This is a genomic window from Xanthomonas phaseoli pv. dieffenbachiae (genome assembly GCF_008639345.1).
Lineage (GTDB): Bacteria > Pseudomonadota > Gammaproteobacteria > Xanthomonadales > Xanthomonadaceae > Xanthomonas > Xanthomonas phaseoli.
Map to the genome: position 1 here is coordinate 2,645,005 of NZ_CP041380.1, position 18,408 is coordinate 2,663,412.

At 65.2% G+C, this 18,408-nt stretch carries 16 protein-coding genes; 6 read left to right on the forward strand and 10 right to left on the reverse strand.

All coding sequences use genetic code 11. From position 1 onward, the window contains the following. Positions 1-124 precede the first annotated feature (124 nt). From eat to eutC, 3 genes are read left to right on the forward strand one after another with little or no spacing between them, the layout of a single operon-like run. A complete protein-coding gene (gene eat / locus FLG15_RS12075; protein WP_150146411.1) occupies positions 125-1,486 on the forward strand; it encodes an ethanolamine permease in 1,362 nt (453 codons plus the stop codon). Continuing rightward, positions 1,486-2,895 carry an ethanolamine ammonia-lyase subunit EutB gene (locus tag FLG15_RS12080; RefSeq protein ID WP_057687073.1) on the forward strand — a complete coding sequence of 470 codons (1,410 nt, stop codon included), beginning with the start codon at positions 1,486-1,488 and terminating at the stop codon, positions 2,893-2,895. Before eat ends, FLG15_RS12080 begins: the two co-directional genes overlap by 1 nt. Continuing rightward, entirely contained in the window at positions 2,892-3,707 is an 816-nt protein-coding gene (gene eutC / locus FLG15_RS12085; protein WP_057687074.1) for an ethanolamine ammonia-lyase subunit EutC, read from the forward strand. Before FLG15_RS12080 ends, eutC begins: the two co-directional genes overlap by 4 nt. A gap of 54 nt (positions 3,708-3,761) precedes the next feature. On the opposite strand, the gene FLG15_RS12090 is transcribed toward eutC, so the two are convergent. Both FLG15_RS12090 and FLG15_RS12100 read right to left on the reverse strand, forming a co-directional pair. Beyond that, entirely contained in the window at positions 3,762-4,052 is a 291-nt protein-coding gene (locus FLG15_RS12090; protein WP_017156118.1) for a hypothetical protein, read from the reverse strand. 419 nt (positions 4,053-4,471) lie between these two features. Continuing rightward, positions 4,472-4,975 (reverse strand): pyridoxamine 5'-phosphate oxidase family protein, encoded by a 504-nt coding sequence (locus FLG15_RS12100; protein ID WP_008573434.1) that lies wholly within the window; start codon positions 4,973-4,975, stop codon positions 4,472-4,474. Positions 4,976-5,395: 420 nt separating this feature from the next. Between FLG15_RS12100 and FLG15_RS12110 the strand changes: the two genes are divergently transcribed. After that, complete coding sequence (locus FLG15_RS12110) at positions 5,396-6,577, forward strand: putative acyl-CoA thioester hydrolase (RefSeq protein ID WP_057678813.1); 1,182 nt, start codon at positions 5,396-5,398, stop codon at positions 6,575-6,577. Between the two features lie 390 nt (positions 6,578-6,967). Then, entirely contained in the window at positions 6,968-8,638 is a 1,671-nt protein-coding gene (locus tag FLG15_RS12115) for a glycoside hydrolase family 28 protein (protein ID WP_081023016.1), read from the forward strand. Positions 8,639-8,812: 174 nt separating this feature from the next. Here FLG15_RS12115 and FLG15_RS12120 read toward each other — a convergent pair whose 3' ends face one another. From FLG15_RS12120 to efp, 6 genes are all read right to left on the reverse strand, one after another. Continuing rightward, complete coding sequence (locus FLG15_RS12120) at positions 8,813-9,502, reverse strand: isoprenoid biosynthesis enzyme family protein (RefSeq protein ID WP_057678814.1); 690 nt, start codon at positions 9,500-9,502, stop codon at positions 8,813-8,815. Between the two features lie 28 nt (positions 9,503-9,530). Beyond that, the gene (locus FLG15_RS12125) at positions 9,531-10,223 is read right to left on the reverse strand and encodes a phosphoglycolate phosphatase (RefSeq protein ID WP_057678815.1); all 693 of its coding nucleotides are present in this window, start codon (positions 10,221-10,223) and stop codon (positions 9,531-9,533) included. Between the two features lie 85 nt (positions 10,224-10,308). Further along, positions 10,309-11,028, reverse strand: a complete 720-nt coding sequence (gene ubiG / locus FLG15_RS12130; protein WP_017159195.1) for a bifunctional 2-polyprenyl-6-hydroxyphenol methylase/3-demethylubiquinol 3-O-methyltransferase UbiG — start codon at positions 11,026-11,028, stop codon at positions 10,309-10,311. A 31-nt stretch (positions 11,029-11,059) separates the two neighbouring features. Further along, positions 11,060-12,397, reverse strand: a complete 1,338-nt coding sequence (locus FLG15_RS12135; RefSeq protein ID WP_057678818.1) for a TRZ/ATZ family hydrolase — start codon at positions 12,395-12,397, stop codon at positions 11,060-11,062. A gap of 17 nt (positions 12,398-12,414) precedes the next feature. Beyond that, positions 12,415-13,395, reverse strand: coding sequence for a PA3715 family protein (locus FLG15_RS12140; RefSeq protein WP_485130652.1), 981 nt, complete (start codon positions 13,393-13,395; stop codon positions 12,415-12,417). Positions 13,396-13,400: 5 nt separating this feature from the next. Continuing rightward, positions 13,401-13,967, reverse strand: coding sequence for an elongation factor P (gene efp, locus FLG15_RS12145; protein ID WP_007962665.1), 567 nt, complete (start codon positions 13,965-13,967; stop codon positions 13,401-13,403). A 102-nt stretch (positions 13,968-14,069) separates the two neighbouring features. Between efp and epmB the strand changes: the two genes are divergently transcribed. Beyond that, positions 14,070-15,098, forward strand: coding sequence for an EF-P beta-lysylation protein EpmB (epmB, locus tag FLG15_RS12150; protein ID WP_057687075.1), 1,029 nt, complete (start codon positions 14,070-14,072; stop codon positions 15,096-15,098). Between the two features lie 232 nt (positions 15,099-15,330). Here the strand turns inward: epmB and FLG15_RS12155 are convergent, their stop codons facing one another. Next, on the reverse strand, positions 15,331-17,448 hold the full coding sequence (locus FLG15_RS12155) for a putative bifunctional diguanylate cyclase/phosphodiesterase (RefSeq protein WP_057678110.1): 2,118 nt from the start codon (positions 17,446-17,448) through the stop codon (positions 15,331-15,333). Then, complete coding sequence (locus FLG15_RS12160) at positions 17,445-18,374, reverse strand: phosphate/phosphite/phosphonate ABC transporter substrate-binding protein (protein WP_057678109.1); 930 nt, start codon at positions 18,372-18,374, stop codon at positions 17,445-17,447. Before FLG15_RS12160 ends, FLG15_RS12155 begins: the two co-directional genes overlap by 4 nt. Positions 18,375-18,408: the final 34 nt, after the last annotated feature.

Sequence of the window (18,408 nt, forward strand, 5' to 3'; positions counted from 1 at the left end):
GCGGTATAACCGGAACGACCGTCGCGCGTCGCTGCACGTAGGCGCTTGGGCTGCTGACGGTCGGTCCGTCGGTCCGTCGCTTCGGCGTCGGGCGTGCTTCATCTCCCTCCCCCGACAGCAGGAGATGTGCGACATGCGCAACGAGCACCTCAAACCGACCCTGGGCACCTGGCAGTTGTGGGGCATCGCCGTGGGCTTGGTAATTTCCGGCGAGTATTTCGGCTGGAGTTACGGCTGGGGCACCTCCGGCACGCTCGGCTTCCTGGTGACCACGTTGCTGGTCGCGGTGATGTACACCTGCTTTATCTTCAGCTTTACCGAATTGACCACCGCCATTCCCAATGCAGGCGGGCCGTTCGCCTACAGCCTGCGCGCGTTCGGCACCTATGGCGGCATGCTGGCGGGCCTGGCCACGCTGATCGAATTCGTCTTCGCGCCACCGGCCATTGCGATGGCGATCGGGGCGTATCTGAATGTGCAGTACCCGACCCTGGACCCGCGCATTGCCGCGATCGGCGCTTACCTCGTCTTCATGGGCTTGAACATCGTCGGCGTGGCGATTGCAGCCACCTTCGAGCTGGTCGTGACCTTGCTGGCGGTGATCGAACTGCTGGTGTTCATGGGGGTGGTGGCGCCGGGTTTCAGCGTGGCGCGCTTCGCCGCCAATGGTTGGGCCGGCAGCGATGTGTTCGGGCCGGCGGCCATCTCAGGAATCTTCGCCGCAATCCCGTTTGCGATCTGGTTCTTTCTGGCCATCGAAGGCGCCGCGATGGCGGCCGAAGAAGCCAAGGACCCCAAACGCACGATTCCGCGCGCCTATATCGCCGGTATTCTCACCCTGGTGATCTTGGCACTTGGGGTGATGGTGTTTGCCGGCGGCGTCGGCGACTGGCGCCAGCTCTCCAACATCAACGACCCACTGCCGCAGGCGATGAAGGCGGTGGTCGGCAACAGTTCCACCTGGTTGCACATGCTGGTGTGGATCGGTTTGTTCGGGCTGGTGGCGAGTTTCCACGGCATCATCCTGGGCTATTCGCGGCAGTTCTTCGCATTGGCGCGCGCCGGCTTTTTGCCGCATGGGCTGGCCAGGCTGTCGCGTTTTCGCACACCGCACCGCGCCATCCTGGCCGGCGGCGTCATCGGCATTGCCGCGATCTGCAGCGACAGCGTGGTCAAGATCCAGGGCATGTCGTTGACCGCAGCGATGATCACCATGTCGGTGTTCGGCGCGATCGTGATGTATGTGATGAGCATGCTCAGCCTGTTCAAGCTACGCCGCGCCGAACCGGGTCTGGAGCGGAGTTTCCGCGCACCGGGGTACCCGGTGGTGCCGGCCATCGCCCTGGTGCTGGCGCTGGTGTGCCTGGTGGCCATGGTGTGGTTCAACCCGCTCGTGGCACTGATCTTCCTGGGTCTGCTGCTGTTCGGCGCGGCGTGCTGCGTGCTCAGCCTGCGCAGCCAGCACGACACCCCGGCCACCAGCTGATGAGCGGTTTCGCCTTCACCGCCGGTGGCGAACAGTTTCGGTTTGCCGACCTCAAGACCTTGCTGGCCAAGGCGACGCCTGCGCGCTCCGGCGACCAGTTGGCTGGGCTTGCCGCCGACTCCGGCCTGCAACGCGTGGCCGCGCAGATGGCGCTTGCCGATCTACCGCTGCGACATTTTCTGCAGGAAGCAGTGGTGCCGTACGAAACGGATGAAGTGACGCGGTTGATCATCGACCAGCACGATGCCGCTGCGTTCGCCGCGGCGGCGCATCTCACCGTCGGCGGCTTTCGCGATTGGCTGCTGAGCGCGCAGGCCGACGAAGCCGCATTGACCGCCCTGGCTCCAGGGTTGACGCCGGAAATGGTGGCCGCGGTGTCCAAAGTGATGCGCGTGCAGGACCTGATCCTGGTGGCGCAGAAAACCCGGGTCGTCACCCGTTTCCGCAACACACTGGGGTTGCGCGGACGCTTGTCGACGCGCTTGCAGCCTAACCACCCCACCGACGATGCCACCGGCATTGCCGCCAGCGTGCTGGATGGGCTGTTGTACGGCAACGGCGACGCAGTCATCGGCATCAATCCGGCCAGCGACAGTCTGGCCGCAACCACCGCCTTGTTGCGCATGCTCGATGCGGTGATCAGCGGCTATCAGATCCCCACGCAATCGTGCGTGCTTGCCCATATCACCACCACCATCGAGGCGATCGGCCGCGGCGTGCCGGTGGATCTGGTGTTTCAGTCCATCGCCGGCACCGAAGCGGCCAACACCAGCTTCGGCATCAACCTGGCCTTGCTGCAGGAAGGTTATGAGGCGGGCCGGTCCTTGCGGCGCGGCAACGTCGGCGACAACGTGATGTATTTCGAAACCGGCCAGGGCAGCGCATTGTCGGCCAATGCGCACCATGGCGTGGATCAACAGACCTGCGAGGTGCGCGCGTATGCGGTGGCGCGCCACTACAAACCGCTGCTGGTGAATACCGTGGTGGGCTTCATCGGCCCGGAATATCTCTACGACGGCAAGCAGATCATCCGCGCCGGGCTGGAGGATCACTTCTGCGGCAAGCTGCTCGGCGTGCCGATGGGCTGCGACATCTGCTACACCAATCATGCCGAAGCCGATCAGGACGACATGGACATGTTGCTCACCCTGCTCGGCACGGCCGGCATCAATTTCATCATGGGCATTCCCGGCTCCGACGATGTGATGCTGAACTACCAGACCACCTCGTTTCACGATGCGCTGTATGCGCGCCAGGCACTCGGCCTGCGCGCGGCACCCGAATTCGAACAGTGGCTGGAGCAGCACGACATCCTGCGGCTGCGCGATGGCCGCTTCGAACTCGGCAGCGAGGTACCGGCGCCATTTCGGCGTGCATTGGAACAGGCCAGCGGTAGAACGGCGTCATGAGCGCACCCTCCAGACCGCCACGCGATGCCTGGGCGCAACTGCGCCAACTGACGCCTGCGCGCATTGCACTGGGCCGGGTGGGCACCAGCCTGCCGACAGACGCGCACCTGGAGTTCCAGCTGGCGCACGCGCAGGCACGCGATGCGGTGCATCTGGCGTTCGACCCGGCACCGCTGCAGGCCGCCCTGGAGCGACGCGGGCGCAGCAGCATCCTGCTGCAGAGCGCTGCGGCCGATCGCCATCAGTACCTGCAACGTCCGGATCTGGGGCGGCGCCTGGCCGAAGATGCCGCCGCCCAGTTACGCGGCCTCACGGCGGTGCATGGCAGCGGACATGATGTTGCGGTGGTCATCGCCGACGGGCTGTCTGCGCTGGCCGTGCATCGGCATGCGGCGCGCATGTTCGAGCAGATCGATGCGCTGGCATCGCAAGAAGGCTGGTCACTCGCGCCGGTGGTGCTGGTGGCGCAAGGGCGCGTGGCAATCGGCGATGAGGTTGGCGAACTGCTCGCCGCACGCGCGGTGATCGTGCTGATCGGCGAACGGCCGGGCCTGAGCTCGCCCGACAGCCTGGGCCTGTATCTCACCTACATGCCCCGTGTCGGGCTCACCGACGCAGCGCGCAACTGCATCTCCAACATTCGCGCCGAAGGACTGAGCTACGCCGAGGCGACCCACAAACTGGGGTATCTGCTGCGCGAAGCATTTCGCCGCAAGCTCTCTGGCGTGCAGTTGAAGGACGAAGCCGAACAACCTGCCCTGGTGGCAGGCCCTGCCGATGCTGCGCCGCACACGTTCTTGTTGCCGGACTGAGTTGCGCAGCATGTGCGGACCAGGAGTCGGCACCGCTCACGATGCGATCAGACCCTACTTCAACGCCCCATCCTGCGCATCGCTGGCGGCATAGGTGCTGGTCTGCAGCTCGTTGTCATGCGGATGCCGTAGCGCGTTACGTACATCATCGGGAAGCTTGTCCACATCCAGCATCACCTTACCCGAATGCACATCACGCACTACCGATGCAGGCAGCACGAAGTCGCCGCCATTTTCGATATTGATGACCAGTTCTTCCCCATCGTTGCGGATGTCGCGGACGGCACCAACACCGACTTCGCCATCGCGTAGAAACACCATCTGGCCAATTTCGATCTGCTGCATGTTCAATCTCCTGGAATGGCGGCACAACCACGCACGCTGTGCCGGTGGCAGATCATCGCGCTGCGGTGCGTTGGCGCGCGGTGAAGCGCAGATCACCGCGGCGTGGGCGCACGCAAATCGACTCGGGCACGTGGCTCGGCGACATCGCGCAGGCCAAAGCCGGTATCGATCAGCACCAACCCGGCGCTGGTTTCCACCAGGAATCTATGGCAACACAGGTGGCCGCCAGAACGCCTGGCGCACGTCCATTGGAAGGCCGCCCAGTGGGCAGGTGGAGATGCTGTGAAGTGATGTACGCGCCCGCACGCACCGCGTGGTGGGCTTGCGTTGCAATGCGGCCGTCGCACAGCAGTGAGCATTGCCAATCGCGCAACCAGTCCGCCTACGCCACCTCGACGGTGGCGTAGGAGAGCCAGATCTCAGCGCAGCGGAACGTCCGCCACCTTGTCCTGATAATCCTTTTTCGGGTCTACGCCTAACAACACCTTGATCCCTGCCAGCAGGCTCGACTCATTGAGCCAGATCTGGGCATGGTCGGCGTCCAGGCGCAGCAGCGCCAAGTTCGGATCGGTCTTGCCGCCCTCGTACCAGGCGGCGACATACGGATTCCACAACCGGTCGACCATGGCCGGGTCGGTGTCTTCGCGCAGCGAACCGCTGATGCTAGCGAACAGATCATGGCCCTTGCTGCTGAAAGCGCCAATGACGCGGCGTCCCTGCCCCAGCATGGCGATCAGTGCATTGTCCTTGGATGTAAAGAACCAGATCGGGCCACCGCTATCGCCTTCGATCTGTGCGGTCATCGGACGCGCGTGGCCGTCTTCGACACCGTCCAGTCCCAGCATCACGGTGCGATCGGATTTGAGCGCCTTCCAGAATTTTTCCTGCAACTCTTTGGTGTCTGCCATTTCGATTCCTGACATGCGCGTGGTACGCGGGTGAGCCAGTCTGAAAGGCCTTGCGCCCACGGCATGTGAGGACGCGGCGTCACTCGCCGTCGTTGTGCAACCGCAATAAGTTCGGCGCGCGCGCATGGCCTGAAGCGACGGTAACAGGCTGCAAAGCGTGACCGACTCGCAGTTCCGGCACATTGGCTGATACATCATCGGCCCAACAACGAACACGGCAGTAGGATCGGCCAGCCGCCAGTGCGGCACGAACCAGAACCGCGCATGGCAACGACCATCGTTGCACCTGCGCTGTATTTCCTGGAATCCTCAAGCGGCCTGAAGTCTGTTGCGATCGTTTTTCAGGCGAGCGTGCAACAGCATAGCGGGCGCTACTGGATTGCCCGGCATTTGCAGCGTCTTGCGCACGCGTCCCTTCCAGAGAGAGCGCACCACATGTCTGCATCGCACATCCGTACAACCTGTCTTGCGGCCGCAGTGCTGAGCCTTGTCAGCGCCACTGCGCTAGCACTGACAGGCACTGCCACACGGCCGCAACTCACCAGTAGCGAAGCGAGCACGTATACGATTGCCAAAGCCTTGGCCAAGGCCGGGCCGATCAGCGCATTGGTGACCGACAACTGGAACCCTACCGCAGGTGTCGCCCTGCTCAGTGCCGACTACGCAGTGGCGGCCGACGGCTCCACCCGCTACCGCACCGTGCAATCTGCCATCGACGCTGCCGTGGCTGCCGGCGGCACGACACGTCGCTACATCAGCATCAAGGCGGGCATCTACACCGAACTGGTCTGCGTGCCGAACAATGCGCCACCGCTGAAGCTGTTCGGGCTGGGCACCAACACCGGCGACACCGTCATCCGTTTCAACAATGCCAACCCCACGCCCAAGCCAGCCGGCACCGCAAGCCACCCCTGTGCGAGCAATGCATCGGCGACCACGGTTGGCACCTCCAACAGCGCCACGTTCACGGTGCGCGCAGCGAATTTCGAGGCACGCCACCTGCGCGTGGACAACAACTATGTGGAAGGCACCTACACCGACAACAATCAATCGGCGGTGGCGCTGGCGGTGCGTGGCGACAAGGCCAACTTCCAGGATGTCCTGGTGACCGGCAACCAGGACACCTTGTTGATCAGCGCGAGCAGCGCGTCCGATGTGATCCGTGCGTATTTCAAGAACAGCACCATCGAGGGCGATGTCGATTTCATCTTCGGCTCCGGTGTCGGTGTTTTCGATGGCGCCACTATCCGTTCCACCGGCGCACGCCTGGGCAGCAGCCGCGGCGGCTATATTTTTGCCCCCAGCACGCGCCCTGGCAGCAGCTATGGATTCCTGGCGATCAACAGCAGCTTTACCGGCGTCTCCGGCTCTCCGGACAACAACACCTATCTTGGGCGTGCCTGGGACGAAAGCGTCGGCAGCCTGAGCGCCTACGTCAACGGCACCTCGCCCAACGGCCAGGTGACGGTGCGTGATTCGACCCTGGGCAGCCATATCCGCAAGACCGCGCCATGGAATGCATCGACGGTCGGCCGCCCGTATTGCAGCAGCAACTGCACCAATTCGGCGAATCGTTTCTACGAGTACGGCAATACCGGGGCCGGGGCCGCCGACTGACCAATCGCCACCACAGCTGCATTTTTGTAGCGTCCTGGCAGCAACGTTTCGGTGTAGCACCGGGACTCATCGCCTGTTGGCAATCCGCGTGATGCGGTGTGCCAACAGGCGATGGTGTTTTAACCGCGCATGCGCGCGTCCGATGGCAGCGCTTGATTGGAATGGGCACTGCATTGACGACTTCGGGGACGCGGCGTCGAGTTCGCTTCTCCGACGTCGGCCGCCCACATGAGGCGCCAGGCTTGCCGCTTGCTTGCGTAATCGACGTCGCAACGGCGATACCTGCAGTGCAAGCCCGGCGCACAGGCACGGTGACCCGGCTCTCATGCAACGTATCGCTGCTGCGCGTAAATCGCACCGTCGCCGCGCCCCATCGGAGCACTCCCCCCAATGCGATCTCCTTTCACCTTTCCCGCCATCGCACCACTGACGCTTGCCTTGTTCGGCATGACAAGCTTGCAGGCCAGCGCAGCGCGGCCGCACGGACAGGATGTGCCCGACACCGCGCACAGCATCTCCACGCGTTGGGGCGTCGTCCAGCAGCCGACCTTGCCGACGCAGATCTGCGCAACGCTCAAAGCCGCACTGATGCCAGTGGCCGGGTCGTTGGACGCGCTGGATCAGGATCCGGCCCACTCCAAGCGCGACACCGCGCGCCTGCAGGCGGCCATCGACGATTGCCCTGCCGGCAGCGCAGTGCATCTTGTCCCCGGCGATGCCGGCGAATCCGGCGTGCTCAGTGGGCCGTTGACAATCAAAAGCGGGGTCACGCTCTGGATCGACCGCGGGGTCACCTTGTTCGGCTCGCGCAATCCGCAAGACTACGACAACGGCCTGGGCACCTGCGGCACCGCCACCAGCGACAAGGCCAAGTCGTGTAGCCCGCTGATCCATCTCTCCGACACCGCCAACAGCGCCATTGTCGGCGCCGGCAAGATCGATGGCCGTGGCGGCAGCACGCTCACTGCCGGACCCAATGCCGGCAAAGCCAGCTGGTGGGATCTTGCCTATCTCAACGTCACCAAGGGCTTGAGTCAGCACGTGCCGCGCCTGCTGCAGATCGACGACAGCACCAACGTCACCTTGTACGACATCACCCTGGAAAACTCGCCCAACTTCCATGTCATCAGCGACAACGTCGTGGGCCTGACCGCGTGGGGCATCAAGATTTTGGCGCCCAGCCTCGTCTATTCGCGTCCCGGCTATCGATGCCCGGCAGGCAGCACCCCGGACGTCAATCCGCACGCGACCTGCTTCACACCGGAGACTGCCAAGAACACAGATGGCTTTGACCCGGGCCAGTCGAAGAATGTGCTGCTGGCGTACTCGCACATCGGCACCGGCGATGATGGTGTGGCGATCAAGGCGCATGCCAACAGCAAGCGCAGCATTGCCTCGGAAAACATGCTGTTCGCCTACAACCAGCTCTACTACACCCATGGCTTTTCGCTGGGCAGCGAAACCGATTCGGGTATGCGCCATATTGCCGTGCGTGGCTTGAGCATCGACGGCTTCAATGCCAACGATGCGCAGCGCGATCCCTACTCGGGCAATGGCCTGCGCATCAAGTCCGATGCCTCACGCGGCGGCCAGGTCTACGACATCAGCTTCGAGAACATCTGCATGCGCGGGGTTGCGCGGCCGCTGGTATTCGATGCCAACTACGCCAACGCGGCCACCCGCGACAAGCAGCCGCAGTTCGACGGCATTTCGCTCAGCAACGTGCATTCGCTGGGTTCGACCACCCTGGGTGGCGGTGAACTGAGTTTCTATGGGTACCGCGATGCCGGCACTACCCGGCCGATCACCCTCTCGCTGGACAATGTCGTGCTGGAAGGCGGCAAGGTCAGCTTCGCGCAGCCGCATTTCGGTGGGCCTGCGAGCAATCCGGGCGCGACGCACTTCACCTTCAAAGGCGGCCCGGTGAGCTTTTACGATCAGCTGACCGAATCGGTGCCCAACGATGTGCAGCTACAAGGCAAACCCGGCCCGGGCACGCCACTGCAATGCAATGACGCCTTCATTGCCTATCACTCGGTGCTGCCGGATTCGCCGATTTGAATCCAGCGTGCTGAGCGCCACGCAGTCGCATACGCATGCAACGCTTGCTGCGGCCTGCCGGTCGCAGTATGCCATCGGTCCGAACCCAAAAATGCAACGGGCCTGCCGGCAGCCCGCTGGACACCCTGTTGGGCGTACACATTGCAGCCATGTGGCCGTGTATCGCTTGTGCGCTCAGTCCGCGCCGCTGGCTGCGCGCCAGCTATGCCATAGCTGTTGCACCGGCGGTGGGTAGGCAGGCTTGCCCGCCAGCTCGCGCTGCAAGCGCAGCCGTGCCAGACGCGACCACACCCGGTGCGGCCGCGCCAATGCCGGCTTGCGAGGCCACGCACGTAGCAGCTGCGTGCGCCAGGCAACGGTGGTAACGCCGCCGGGAGCGGCGCTGTCGCCGCCCACGCGTTGCCGTGCATCCAGCCATTGCACCGCCACCGCAGTGGCATCGCCTGGTTGGCTGCGCGCGAACAATACCGCTTCCGCAGCGACCACTGCCTCGGCAAAGCCACGCAGCTGATCCAGCGCCTGCTGCAACGATGCCGGCTGTGCACGCGCCACCTGCATGGCCGGCAAGGTGTCGGCCAGCTGTGACCACGGCGCACGCACTGGCTCAAGCACGCGCCCCAACGGATGCCGCGAGCGCTGGCTCGACCAGTCACGCAGCTCCTGTTGCCACCATGCCAGCTTGGCATCGGCCGGCAACGGGTCGCCGGCGATGTTCATGATGTCTTCCCATTCCTGCAGCAGCGCGAACCAGGCAACTGCCAGGCGGCGAGGCGGCTCGGGCACGAACGGTTCGGCAACCGACCATTCCGGCCAGCGGGTTGCCCACTTGTCGAGAAAACTGTCGAGCGCGCTGGATTGGCTCATGGCGGGTCCAGAAAAATACCAAGAAAGATCAGAGTTGCGGCCACGTTGCCGGATTCCAAAGCGCCTGCGGCTGCTCGACCAGCACATCGGCCTGCCAGCGCGTCGGGTCGTCGTCGTCCAGACGATAGCCCCACAACGCCGCGACCGACGGCATCGCCGCCGCGCGCGCAGCCACAATGTCGCGCTCATCGTCGCCGACATACACGCAGTGCGCAGGTGCAACGCCGATGCGTTGGGCGGCCGCCAGCAGCGGCAACGGATGCGGCTTGCGCTCGGCCAGCGTGTCGCCACCAATCAGCACCGCGCAGCGCTGCTCCCAGCCCAACTGCGGCAGGATCAGGCGCGCCAGATATTCGGGCTTGTTGGTGACGATGCCCCAGACGCAGCCGGCGTCCTCCAGCCGCACCAGCATCTGCTCGATGCCATCAAACAGCTGCGACTGCGTGCCGATCAGGCCTTCGTAGCGCTGCAGGAACTCCGGCACCAGCGCAGCACGCGACACGGCATCGAGCTCGGCAAAGGCCACGCCAAGCATTGCACGCGCACCTTTGGAGACCACCGGGCGCAGCGAAGCCAACGCAACTGGCGCACGCCCACGCGCATCCAGCATCGCGTTGACCGTCGCGAGCATGTCCGGCGCGCTGTCCAGCAGGGTGCCATCCAGATCGAACAACACCGCGCGCGGGAAACTCACCACAGCGCCACGGGCATGCAACTGCATGCACTCCACCCGAAACGAGAAAATCTCGAACCCTCAGCCAACCGCCTTTGCGATTTCCGATTCCCGATTCCCGAATCCCCGCCCATCACGGCCTCACCGCATACGCCAGGTAATTCACTTCGGTACGCGAAGACAGGCGGGCGCGATTGCGCCACGGCTCGTACAGCATGCCGCTGACGTCTTCGAGCTGCAGCCCGGCGTTGCGCAACCATGCCGCAAGCTCGGCCGGCTTGATGAAATCCTTGTAGTGATGCGTGCCCTTGGGCAGCAGGCGCGCGATGTATTCGGCGCCCACCACCGCCAGCGCGAACGCGGCTGGGGTGCGGTTGAGCGTGGACAGGAACAGCTGGCCGCCCGGCTTGAGCAGGCTAGCGCAGGCACGGATGATCGCGGTCGGATCCGGCACGTGTTCGAGCATTTCCATGCAGGTCACCGCATCGAAGCTACCCGGCTGTTCGGCGGCCAGGTCTTCCACCGATTGCACGCGATAGTCGACCTGCACGCCCGATTCCAGGCTGTGCAGACGCGCCACCTTGACCAGTTCCGGCGCCAGGTCGATCGCAGTCACCTGCGCGCCCAGGCGCGCCATCGACTCGCTGAGCAAGCCGCCACCGCAGCCGACGTCGAGCACGCGTGCACCGGCAAGTTCCAGCCGCGCGGACACGTACTCCAGCCGCACAGGATTGAGCGCATGCAGCGGCTTCTGCGGGCCATCGGCATCCCACCAGCGGTTGGCCAGCGCGGCGAATTTATCCAGCTCGCTCTGATGGAAATTGCTGGATTTGGCGTGCGTATTCGAATTCATGCGGGGGGCTCCGTGATGCGGTGACGCGCGCTCAGGCGCGGACGGTGCGGATGCGGTCGCGCCATTGCCGCGCATTGGCGAGAAGGGCGGCGGTATCCATGTCGATGAGCTCGCGCTGCACCAGTTTTGGCTTGCCGGCGATCCACACATCGGTGACCTGATGGCGGCCGGCCGCGTAGATCAACTGCGACAACACATGATGCAGCGGCTGGGTTTCCAGCGCGGCCAGGTCCACGCAGACCAGGTCGGCCTGCTTGCCGACCTCGATCGAGCCAATCCTGTCGCCGAAGCCCAAGGCACGCGCGCCGCCTAACGTGGCCGCGCGCAAGGTGGTGGCCGCATCCAGCGCGGTCGCATCGTTGGCCACGGCCTTGGCCAGGATCGCGGCGGTGCGGTTCTCGCTGAACATGTCCAGGTCGTTGTTGCTGGCGCAGCCATCGGTGCCGATGGCCAGATTCACGCCGGCACGCTGCAGCGCGCACGCCGGGCAAAAACCCGAGGCGAGCTTGAGATTGGATTCGGGGCAATGCACCACGCTGACGCCGCGCTCGGCGCACAGATGGATTTCCGCATCGGTGAGCTGGGTCATGTGCACCGCGATCAGGCGGTCGTTGACCAGGCCCAGGCGATCCAGCCGCGCCAGCGGGCGCTGGCCGTACTGCTTGATCGAATCGGCCACTTCCTGCGCGGTTTCGTGCGTGTGCAGATGCACCGGAATGTCGAGCTGGTCGGCCAGCATGCGCACGCGTTCGAAGTTGGCATCGTTCACGGTGTACGGCGCATGCGGGGCGAACGCGGTGCTGATCAACGGATCGTCGCGCCACTGGTCGTGCAACTCGCCGGCACGCGCGAAATATTCGTCGTCCGAGGAGGCCCAGGCGGTCGGGAAATCGATGATCACCGCGCCCACCAGCGCACGGAAGCCGTGCTGCTTGTAAACGGCCGCCTGCACATCGGCAAAGAAGTAGTTCTCGTTGACGCAGGTGGTGCCTCCACGCAGCATTTCGGCGATGGCCAGCGTGGTGCCATCGGCCACGAATTCCGGCCCGATCACCGCCGCTTCCACCGGCCAGATGTGCTGCTGCAACCACACCATCAGCGGCAGGTCGTCGGCGACGCCGCGCAGCAGCGTCATCGGATTATGCGTATGCGCATTGACCAGGCCCGGCATCAACGCGGCGTCGGGCCGCGACACGGTCTGCTTGGGCGCAAAACGTGCGCGTGCTTCGGCAACCGGCAGCACGGCAACGATGACGCCGTGACTGACCGCGACCGCGTGGTCTTCCAGTACCACCGCATGCGGTTCGATCGGCACGACATAGCCGGCCTCGATCAGCAGGTCGCAGGGTTCGGGCGGGGCATTGGTCATGAGTGGATCCATTGAAGTTAGTTGCCGAACGGCCAGGAGTCGTCGGAGCGTGACACAGGCACATACCGGGTGCCGTCGTAGCGCAGCACCTGGCGCTGGCGATGGGTGCGCTCGATGTCCTCGGCATCCTTGACGGTGGTGGAGGTCACCAGGTTGGCAGTCAGTGCGATGTCGGCATAGCCGGCGTGGACCGGCGCGTCCATCGACAGGGTGAGCGTGCCGCGCTCGGTCACCACACCCGTCGCGCCCCAGTTGCACGGTTCGCCTTCCACCCGCCGCCACACTGTCAGATCCTGCTGCAGCACCGGGCGCAACCGGCGCCCTTCGCGCACCAGCAAGGTCAGCGCATCGTTGCTGTCGAAATCCGGACAACTGGGACCGCGCGCAACGCTGTGCACCACCACGCCAACTGCGCGTACGCCTTGCGCCAGGTCATAGCGTGCGGTATCCAGGCGCAGACTGTCGGCAGCAAGTTCGAAGCCGGCATCCTCGCCCATGTCCTGCGTGTACAACGCCACGACCTGGGCAGTGCGGGCATCGAGCATGGCAACGCGCAACTCGAGGTTGCGTTCGCCTGCCTCAATGGTGGCATCGCTGGCGAACGCAATGGCCGCCAGCCGTATCGATGGGTCGTATGGCCACGGCTTGCAGGTCTGCGCCACGGCACGGTCGACCGGCACCGCACCTGCCGCGCCGGACGCCGCACCAGCTGCCACCGCCGCCACGCTCTGCGCGTCGCAGGCGGTGGCGCCGGCGGTTTGTGCAAACACCGGGCAGGCCGCCAGCAGGCTGCTCAGCCCGGCCAGCAACGCGACGCAAATGGCCGTAAGGTGACTGCCGCAGGCCCACGGGACCGGCGGCGTATCCGTGGCACATGCAGCTTCCACACACCGGCCGCCCAAGCCTGGCAGCGGCGCAGTCGTCTTGTCAGCTGCTCCTGGCGCCATCAGGACACTGGCGCTGCGTACCGCTCGACCGGACCGGCGTCCCAGGCGCATCTGGATTACTTGACGCGCGCCGAGTATTCGCCCGAACGGGTGTCGACCTTGATGATTTCGTCCTGGTTGACGAACAGCGGCACGCGCACCACCGCGCCGGTTTCCAGGGTGGCCGGCTTGCCGCCGCCGCCGGAGGTATCGCCGCGCACGCCCGGGTCGGTCTCGGTGATCTTCAGTTCGACGAAGTTCGGCGGCTGCACCCAGATCGGGGTGCCGTTCCACAAGGTCACGATGCAATCTTCCTCGCCCTTGAGCCACTTGTCGGCGCCGCCCATGCCGGCCTTGTCGGTCTGCACCTGCTCGAAGGTTTCCGGGTCCATGAAGTGCCAGTACTCGCCATCGCTGTAGAGGTAGCGCATGTCGGTATCGACCACGTCGGCCACTTCCACATCGTCGGTCGCCTTCATGGTCATTTCGACCACGCGCCCGGACTTGATGAAGCGGTACTTCATGCGGGTGAAGGCCTGGCCCTTGCCCGGCTTGACGTATTCGGTCTCGGTGATGACCGCCGGCTCGTTGTTGACCAGGATCTTCATGCCGTTCTTGACGTCGTTCATGCCAACAGTGGCCATGGTGCAGCTCCTCGATAAGACCACGACCCGCCACGCAGTGGCAGGTCGGATTAGAATGGGGCGCCCGCCGCAACCGGCGGGCATTTGGTTTTGTGACCGCACATGATAACCGCAGCCCCCCTCGCCTTACAGCCATCCCCGCCCCCCGCCCCGCAGCCAGCGCGCTGGCAGCAGCAGTGGCGCGACGCCGTGCGCGACCCGCGCGTGCTGCTGCAGCTGCTGGGCCTGGATGCGCAGGCGGCGGCCATCAGCGATGCCGCCGCCGCGCAGTTCCCGTTGCGGGTGCCGCACGCCTTTGTGACGCGCATGCGCCATGGCGACCTCGACGACCCGCTGCTGCGCCAGGTGCTGCCGCTGGATGCTGAGATGCAGCCGGTACCGGGCTTTGGCCTGGATGCGGTGGGCGATGCCGCCGCCAGGACCGCTGCCGGGGTGATCCAGAAATATCGCGGCCGCGCCCTGCTGATCGCCACCGGCAGCTGCGCGGTGCACTGCCGTTACTGTTTCCGCCGCCACTTTCCGTATGCCGAACAGACCGCTGCGCGCGATGGCTGGCGCGACGCCGTCGCCGCAATCGCCGCCGACCCAAGCATCGAGGAAGTGCTGCTTTCCGGCGGCGACCCGCTTTCGCTGGCCACCTCCAAGCTGGCCGAACTCACCGACGCCCTGGGCGCCATTGCGCATCTCAAGCGCCTGCGCATCCACAGCCGCTTGCCGATCGTGCTGCCCGAGCGCGTGGATGCGCCCCTGCAGACCTGGCTGCGCGGCCTGCCGTGGCCGGTGGCATTCGTCCTGCATGCCAACCATGCCAATGAATTCGACCCCGCGGTGGACGCCGCCGTGCAGGGGCTGCGCGACACCGGCGCACAATTGCTCAACCAGGCCGTGCTGTTGCATGGCGTCAACGACAGCGTGGATGCGCTGGCGGCGCTCAGCGAGCGCAGCTTCGCCGCCGGCGTGCTGCCCTACTACCTGCATCAGCTCGACCGGGTCGCCGGGGTGGCGCACTTCGAAGTGGACGATGCCCGCGCGCGCGCGCTGCATGCCGAGCTGGCCGCGCGCCTGTCCGGCTACCTGGTCCCGCGGCTGGTGCGCGAAATTCCCGGCGATACCGGTAAGCGGCCGTTGTAACAGCCCTCGGCTCAGTCCAATCCGTTGTAGAAGCGCCCCCCGGGGCGCGATGAAGCTGTACCGGTAACGCCCAATCGCGCCCAGGTGCGCTCATACGCTGTTATCGGGCACTTCGCGAAGTCTTTGGCGATGACCGCTGCAACGACCCGGACATGCGCCTTGCAGGAGCACACCGGGGCGATGGAGCCTTATCCAGTACAGCCCGTTGCGCCCGGGCACGCTCCGACGGCACTCACCCCGCCGCGATCAGCTTGACCATGTCGGCAGGACTCAACGGCCTGCTGAACCAGTAGCCCTGCCCCAGGTCGCAACCGCGCTCGCGCAACAGGTTGAATTGCGCTTCCTGCTCGATGCCTTCGGCAACCACGGTGATTCCCAGCGAGTGCGCCATGTTGATGATCGCGGTGGTCAGTGCCAGATCGTCCGGGTCGCGCTGCAGGTCGGCAATGAAACTCTTGTCGATCTTGACCCCGTCCACGGGCACCTGACGCAAATGGCTCAAGCCGGAGAAGCCGGTGCCGAAATCGTCCAGCCATACCTTCACGCCGGTGCGGTGCAGTTGGTCGAGCAGGCTGGCAGCCATCATCTCGTCGCCGATCACCGCGGTCTCGGTCAGCTCCAGATGCAGGCGCGCGGCCGGTAGCCCCGACTCGGCCAGGCACCCGGCCACGGTGTCGATCAGCGCACCGCTGCGCAGTTGCCGCGGCGAAACGTTGACCGACACGAACAAGCCCTCGCCCACCACGGGCCACTGCGCCGCCTCCAGGCAGGCCGCGCGCAGCACCTTGGGGCCGATCACCTCGATCAGGCCGCTCTGCTCGGCGATATCGATAAAGGTAGACGGCGCAATCGTTCCCAACGCCGGGTGCTGCCAGCGCAATAGCACTTCCACGCCCACCAGCACGCGGTCGCTGGTGCGGTAGATGGGCTGGTAGACCAGGCGCAGCTCGTCGCGTTCCCAGGCCCCGCGCAACTCGTGCTCCATGTGCACGCGGCGTTCCACCGCGTGGTCGGCGGCGCGGCTGTAGAAGCGATGGCAGTTCTTGCCGGCCACCTTGGCCTGGTACATGGCGATATCGCCATTCTTCAGCAGCGCGGTGGCATCGCGCGCGTCATCGGGGAACAGCGTGATGCCGATCGAGGTCCCCAGGAACACCTCGCGGCCCTGCACGTTCAACGGCCGGCTCAGTTCGTGCACCAGCCGGTCGGCCAGTTGCGCCGCCAGCAGGCTGACATCGCCACTCTGCAGCAGGATCACGAACTCATCGCCGCCGAAGCGCGCCAGAATCGCATCGTCGCCACCCAGCGCGGACACTGCGCGGCTGATGCGGCTGGCGAACTGCAGCAAGGCTTCGTCGCCGGCCTCATGGCCAAGCGTGTCGTTGACGCGCTTGAAGTCGTCGATGTCGGCAAACAGCAAGGCCAGCTTGCTGCCGGTGCTGCGCGCGGTGTGGAGCAGATGATCCAGACCCTCGCGAAAGCCCAGCCGGTTGGTCAGCCCGGTCAACGCGTCGGTGTAGGCCATGTGCCGCACTTCGCGGTCGTGCCGGGCGATGCTTTCGCTCATGCGCCCGAACGCGGAAATCAACTCGCCGATCTCGTCGTTGCGCGGGTGCGGCGGCAGCTGCACCGCGTAGTCGCCCCGTTCGATCTGCTTTGCCGCTGCCGCCAGCAACCGGATCGGCGCCACCAGCGTGCGCTGCACGTAGATGGCCAGCAACACCCCCAGCCCGACCAGCGCGGCCAGCAGGACCAGCAACCAGCCCAGATCGCGCTTGCCGATGGCGTTGAGATTCTGCACCAGGGTGAGATTGGCGCCGGTTTCGATCTTGCGCACCCGCTCGCGCGACATGCCCACGCGCACCCCACCGATGCGTTGGTCGCCGATCTTGATCGGCACCGTCACATCCAGCACCTCCGGCGAGGACTGCAACACCATCGCCTGCGCCGACAGCGCCTTGGCGGCGAGCGGATCGGTCATGGCCTGCCCGTAACGCTGCAAGGTCGGCGTGCCGTCATGCACCAGCCGGCCATGGCGGTCAAACACCAGCACATAGCTCACCACCTGCTGGCGCGAGGCATTGCGCACCAGCGCGCCCACCGCGCCCAGGTCCGAGTAATACAAGGGGTTGGCCAATCCGGAAGCCAGCTCGGTCGCCAGCGTTTCGCCGCGCGTGCGCAGGCTGCGATCGAACAGTTCGTGCAGGATCTGCGCACTCAAGCCGCGCACCTCGCGCTGCATCGCGCTTTGTCGCTGCAGCAGCGAAGCCAGAATCGCACCGACCAGCAGCAGCGTCAGCGCCATCACCAACAGAAAGCGTGCCTGCAAGCCGAAGCGCACCTGAGTCATTCCACGTGATCCCTGACGCGTTGCACGCCCGCGCTCAATTCTTGCAGACGTCGGCGGCTGGCGGGATCCAGCGGACGAAACCCGGTGGTATCGAAAAAGCGTTTCAGTGCCGGGCCGGCCTTGGGGTCGGAGGCGGCCTGCAACAACACTACCCGCAGACGCTGCTCCACGACCGGATCCATCCCTGCGCGCACCATTTCCACCGCACGCGGCACCGGCGCAGTGCGGTGCACGATGCGGAAGTCGCGCTTGAACACCGGTGGCATGTGGCGTTCGTCGTCCCAATCCACATTACTGAGCGCGCCCACGTCGATCAGGTGCTTGTGCACGAACGCGGCGACGTTCAATTTCGACCCCACCATCAGATAGCCGGCCGATCCGCGCGCCGGGGTGTCGTCGGCCGACAGCAGCACGTCGCACGCGATGCCGTTGCGCAGCAGCTCGAGCATCGGCAGCAGGTAGCCGCTGGTGGACGAGGCGTTCTGCAACGCCAGGGTGTGGCCGCGCAACTGCGACAGCGACTGGATCGGGCTGTCGCGGCGCACGAAGAACAGCGTGTGGAAGTCGCGCAGTCCGCCACGCTCGGTCATGAGCAAGGGGTGCGCATTGCCGCGCTGCTCCAGCAGCATCGCCGCACCGGTCGTTTCGCTGACCCAATCGACCCGGCCGCGCCGCAGATAGCTGGACATCTGGCGCGCATCGGGCGCCATCAGGATTTCACCGCGGCGGATCCCGACCTCGCGCATGCGCGGCACCACGTAATCCAGCAGGGGCTTGAGCTGCTCGTAATGGCTGGCGGGATCATCGCTGATCCGTCCAAGCACCAGGACCGAGGAAGGCGCTGCCGCAGCCGTCACGGCCAAGCCTGCCCCGGCGATCAGCCAGCAGGCAATCAGACACCATCGTAGACCGCGCAAAACGGACACTCCCCTAGAGCCGCGGACAGCCTAGCCGAATCTT

What these genes read in the sequence shown, in the direction of transcription:
- FLG15_RS12155 (WP_057678110.1), bottom strand. Translation starts at nt 17,448, where the DNA reads ATGACTCAGGTGCGCTTCGGCTTGCAGGCACGCTTTCTGTTGGTGATG.
- eutC (WP_057687074.1), top strand. Translation starts at nt 2,892, where the DNA reads ATGAGCGCACCCTCCAGACCGCCACGCGATGCCTGGGCGCAACTGCGC.
- ubiG (WP_017159195.1), bottom strand. Translation starts at nt 11,028, where the DNA reads ATGAATTCGAATACGCACGCCAAATCCAGCAATTTCCATCAGAGCGAG.
- FLG15_RS12115 (WP_081023016.1), top strand. Translation starts at nt 6,968, where the DNA reads ATGCGATCTCCTTTCACCTTTCCCGCCATCGCACCACTGACGCTTGCC.
- efp (WP_007962665.1), bottom strand. Translation starts at nt 13,967, where the DNA reads ATGGCCACTGTTGGCATGAACGACGTCAAGAACGGCATGAAGATCCTG.
- FLG15_RS12120 (WP_057678814.1), bottom strand. Translation starts at nt 9,502, where the DNA reads ATGAGCCAATCCAGCGCGCTCGACAGTTTTCTCGACAAGTGGGCAACC.
- epmB (WP_057687075.1), top strand. Translation starts at nt 14,070, where the DNA reads ATGATAACCGCAGCCCCCCTCGCCTTACAGCCATCCCCGCCCCCCGCC.
- FLG15_RS12135 (WP_057678818.1), bottom strand. Translation starts at nt 12,397, where the DNA reads ATGACCAATGCCCCGCCCGAACCCTGCGACCTGCTGATCGAGGCCGGC.
- FLG15_RS12100 (WP_008573434.1), bottom strand. Translation starts at nt 4,975, where the DNA reads ATGTCAGGAATCGAAATGGCAGACACCAAAGAGTTGCAGGAAAAATTC.
- FLG15_RS12090 (WP_017156118.1), bottom strand. Translation starts at nt 4,052, where the DNA reads ATGCAGCAGATCGAAATTGGCCAGATGGTGTTTCTACGCGATGGCGAA.
- FLG15_RS12140 (WP_485130652.1), bottom strand. Translation starts at nt 13,395, where the DNA reads ATGCGCCTGGGACGCCGGTCCGGTCGAGCGGTACGCAGCGCCAGTGTC.
- FLG15_RS12080 (WP_057687073.1), top strand. Translation starts at nt 1,486, where the DNA reads ATGAGCGGTTTCGCCTTCACCGCCGGTGGCGAACAGTTTCGGTTTGCC.
- FLG15_RS12110 (WP_057678813.1), top strand. Translation starts at nt 5,396, where the DNA reads ATGTCTGCATCGCACATCCGTACAACCTGTCTTGCGGCCGCAGTGCTG.
- eat (WP_150146411.1), top strand. Translation starts at nt 125, where the DNA reads ATGTGCGACATGCGCAACGAGCACCTCAAACCGACCCTGGGCACCTGG.
- FLG15_RS12125 (WP_057678815.1), bottom strand. Translation starts at nt 10,223, where the DNA reads ATGCAGTTGCATGCCCGTGGCGCTGTGGTGAGTTTCCCGCGCGCGGTG.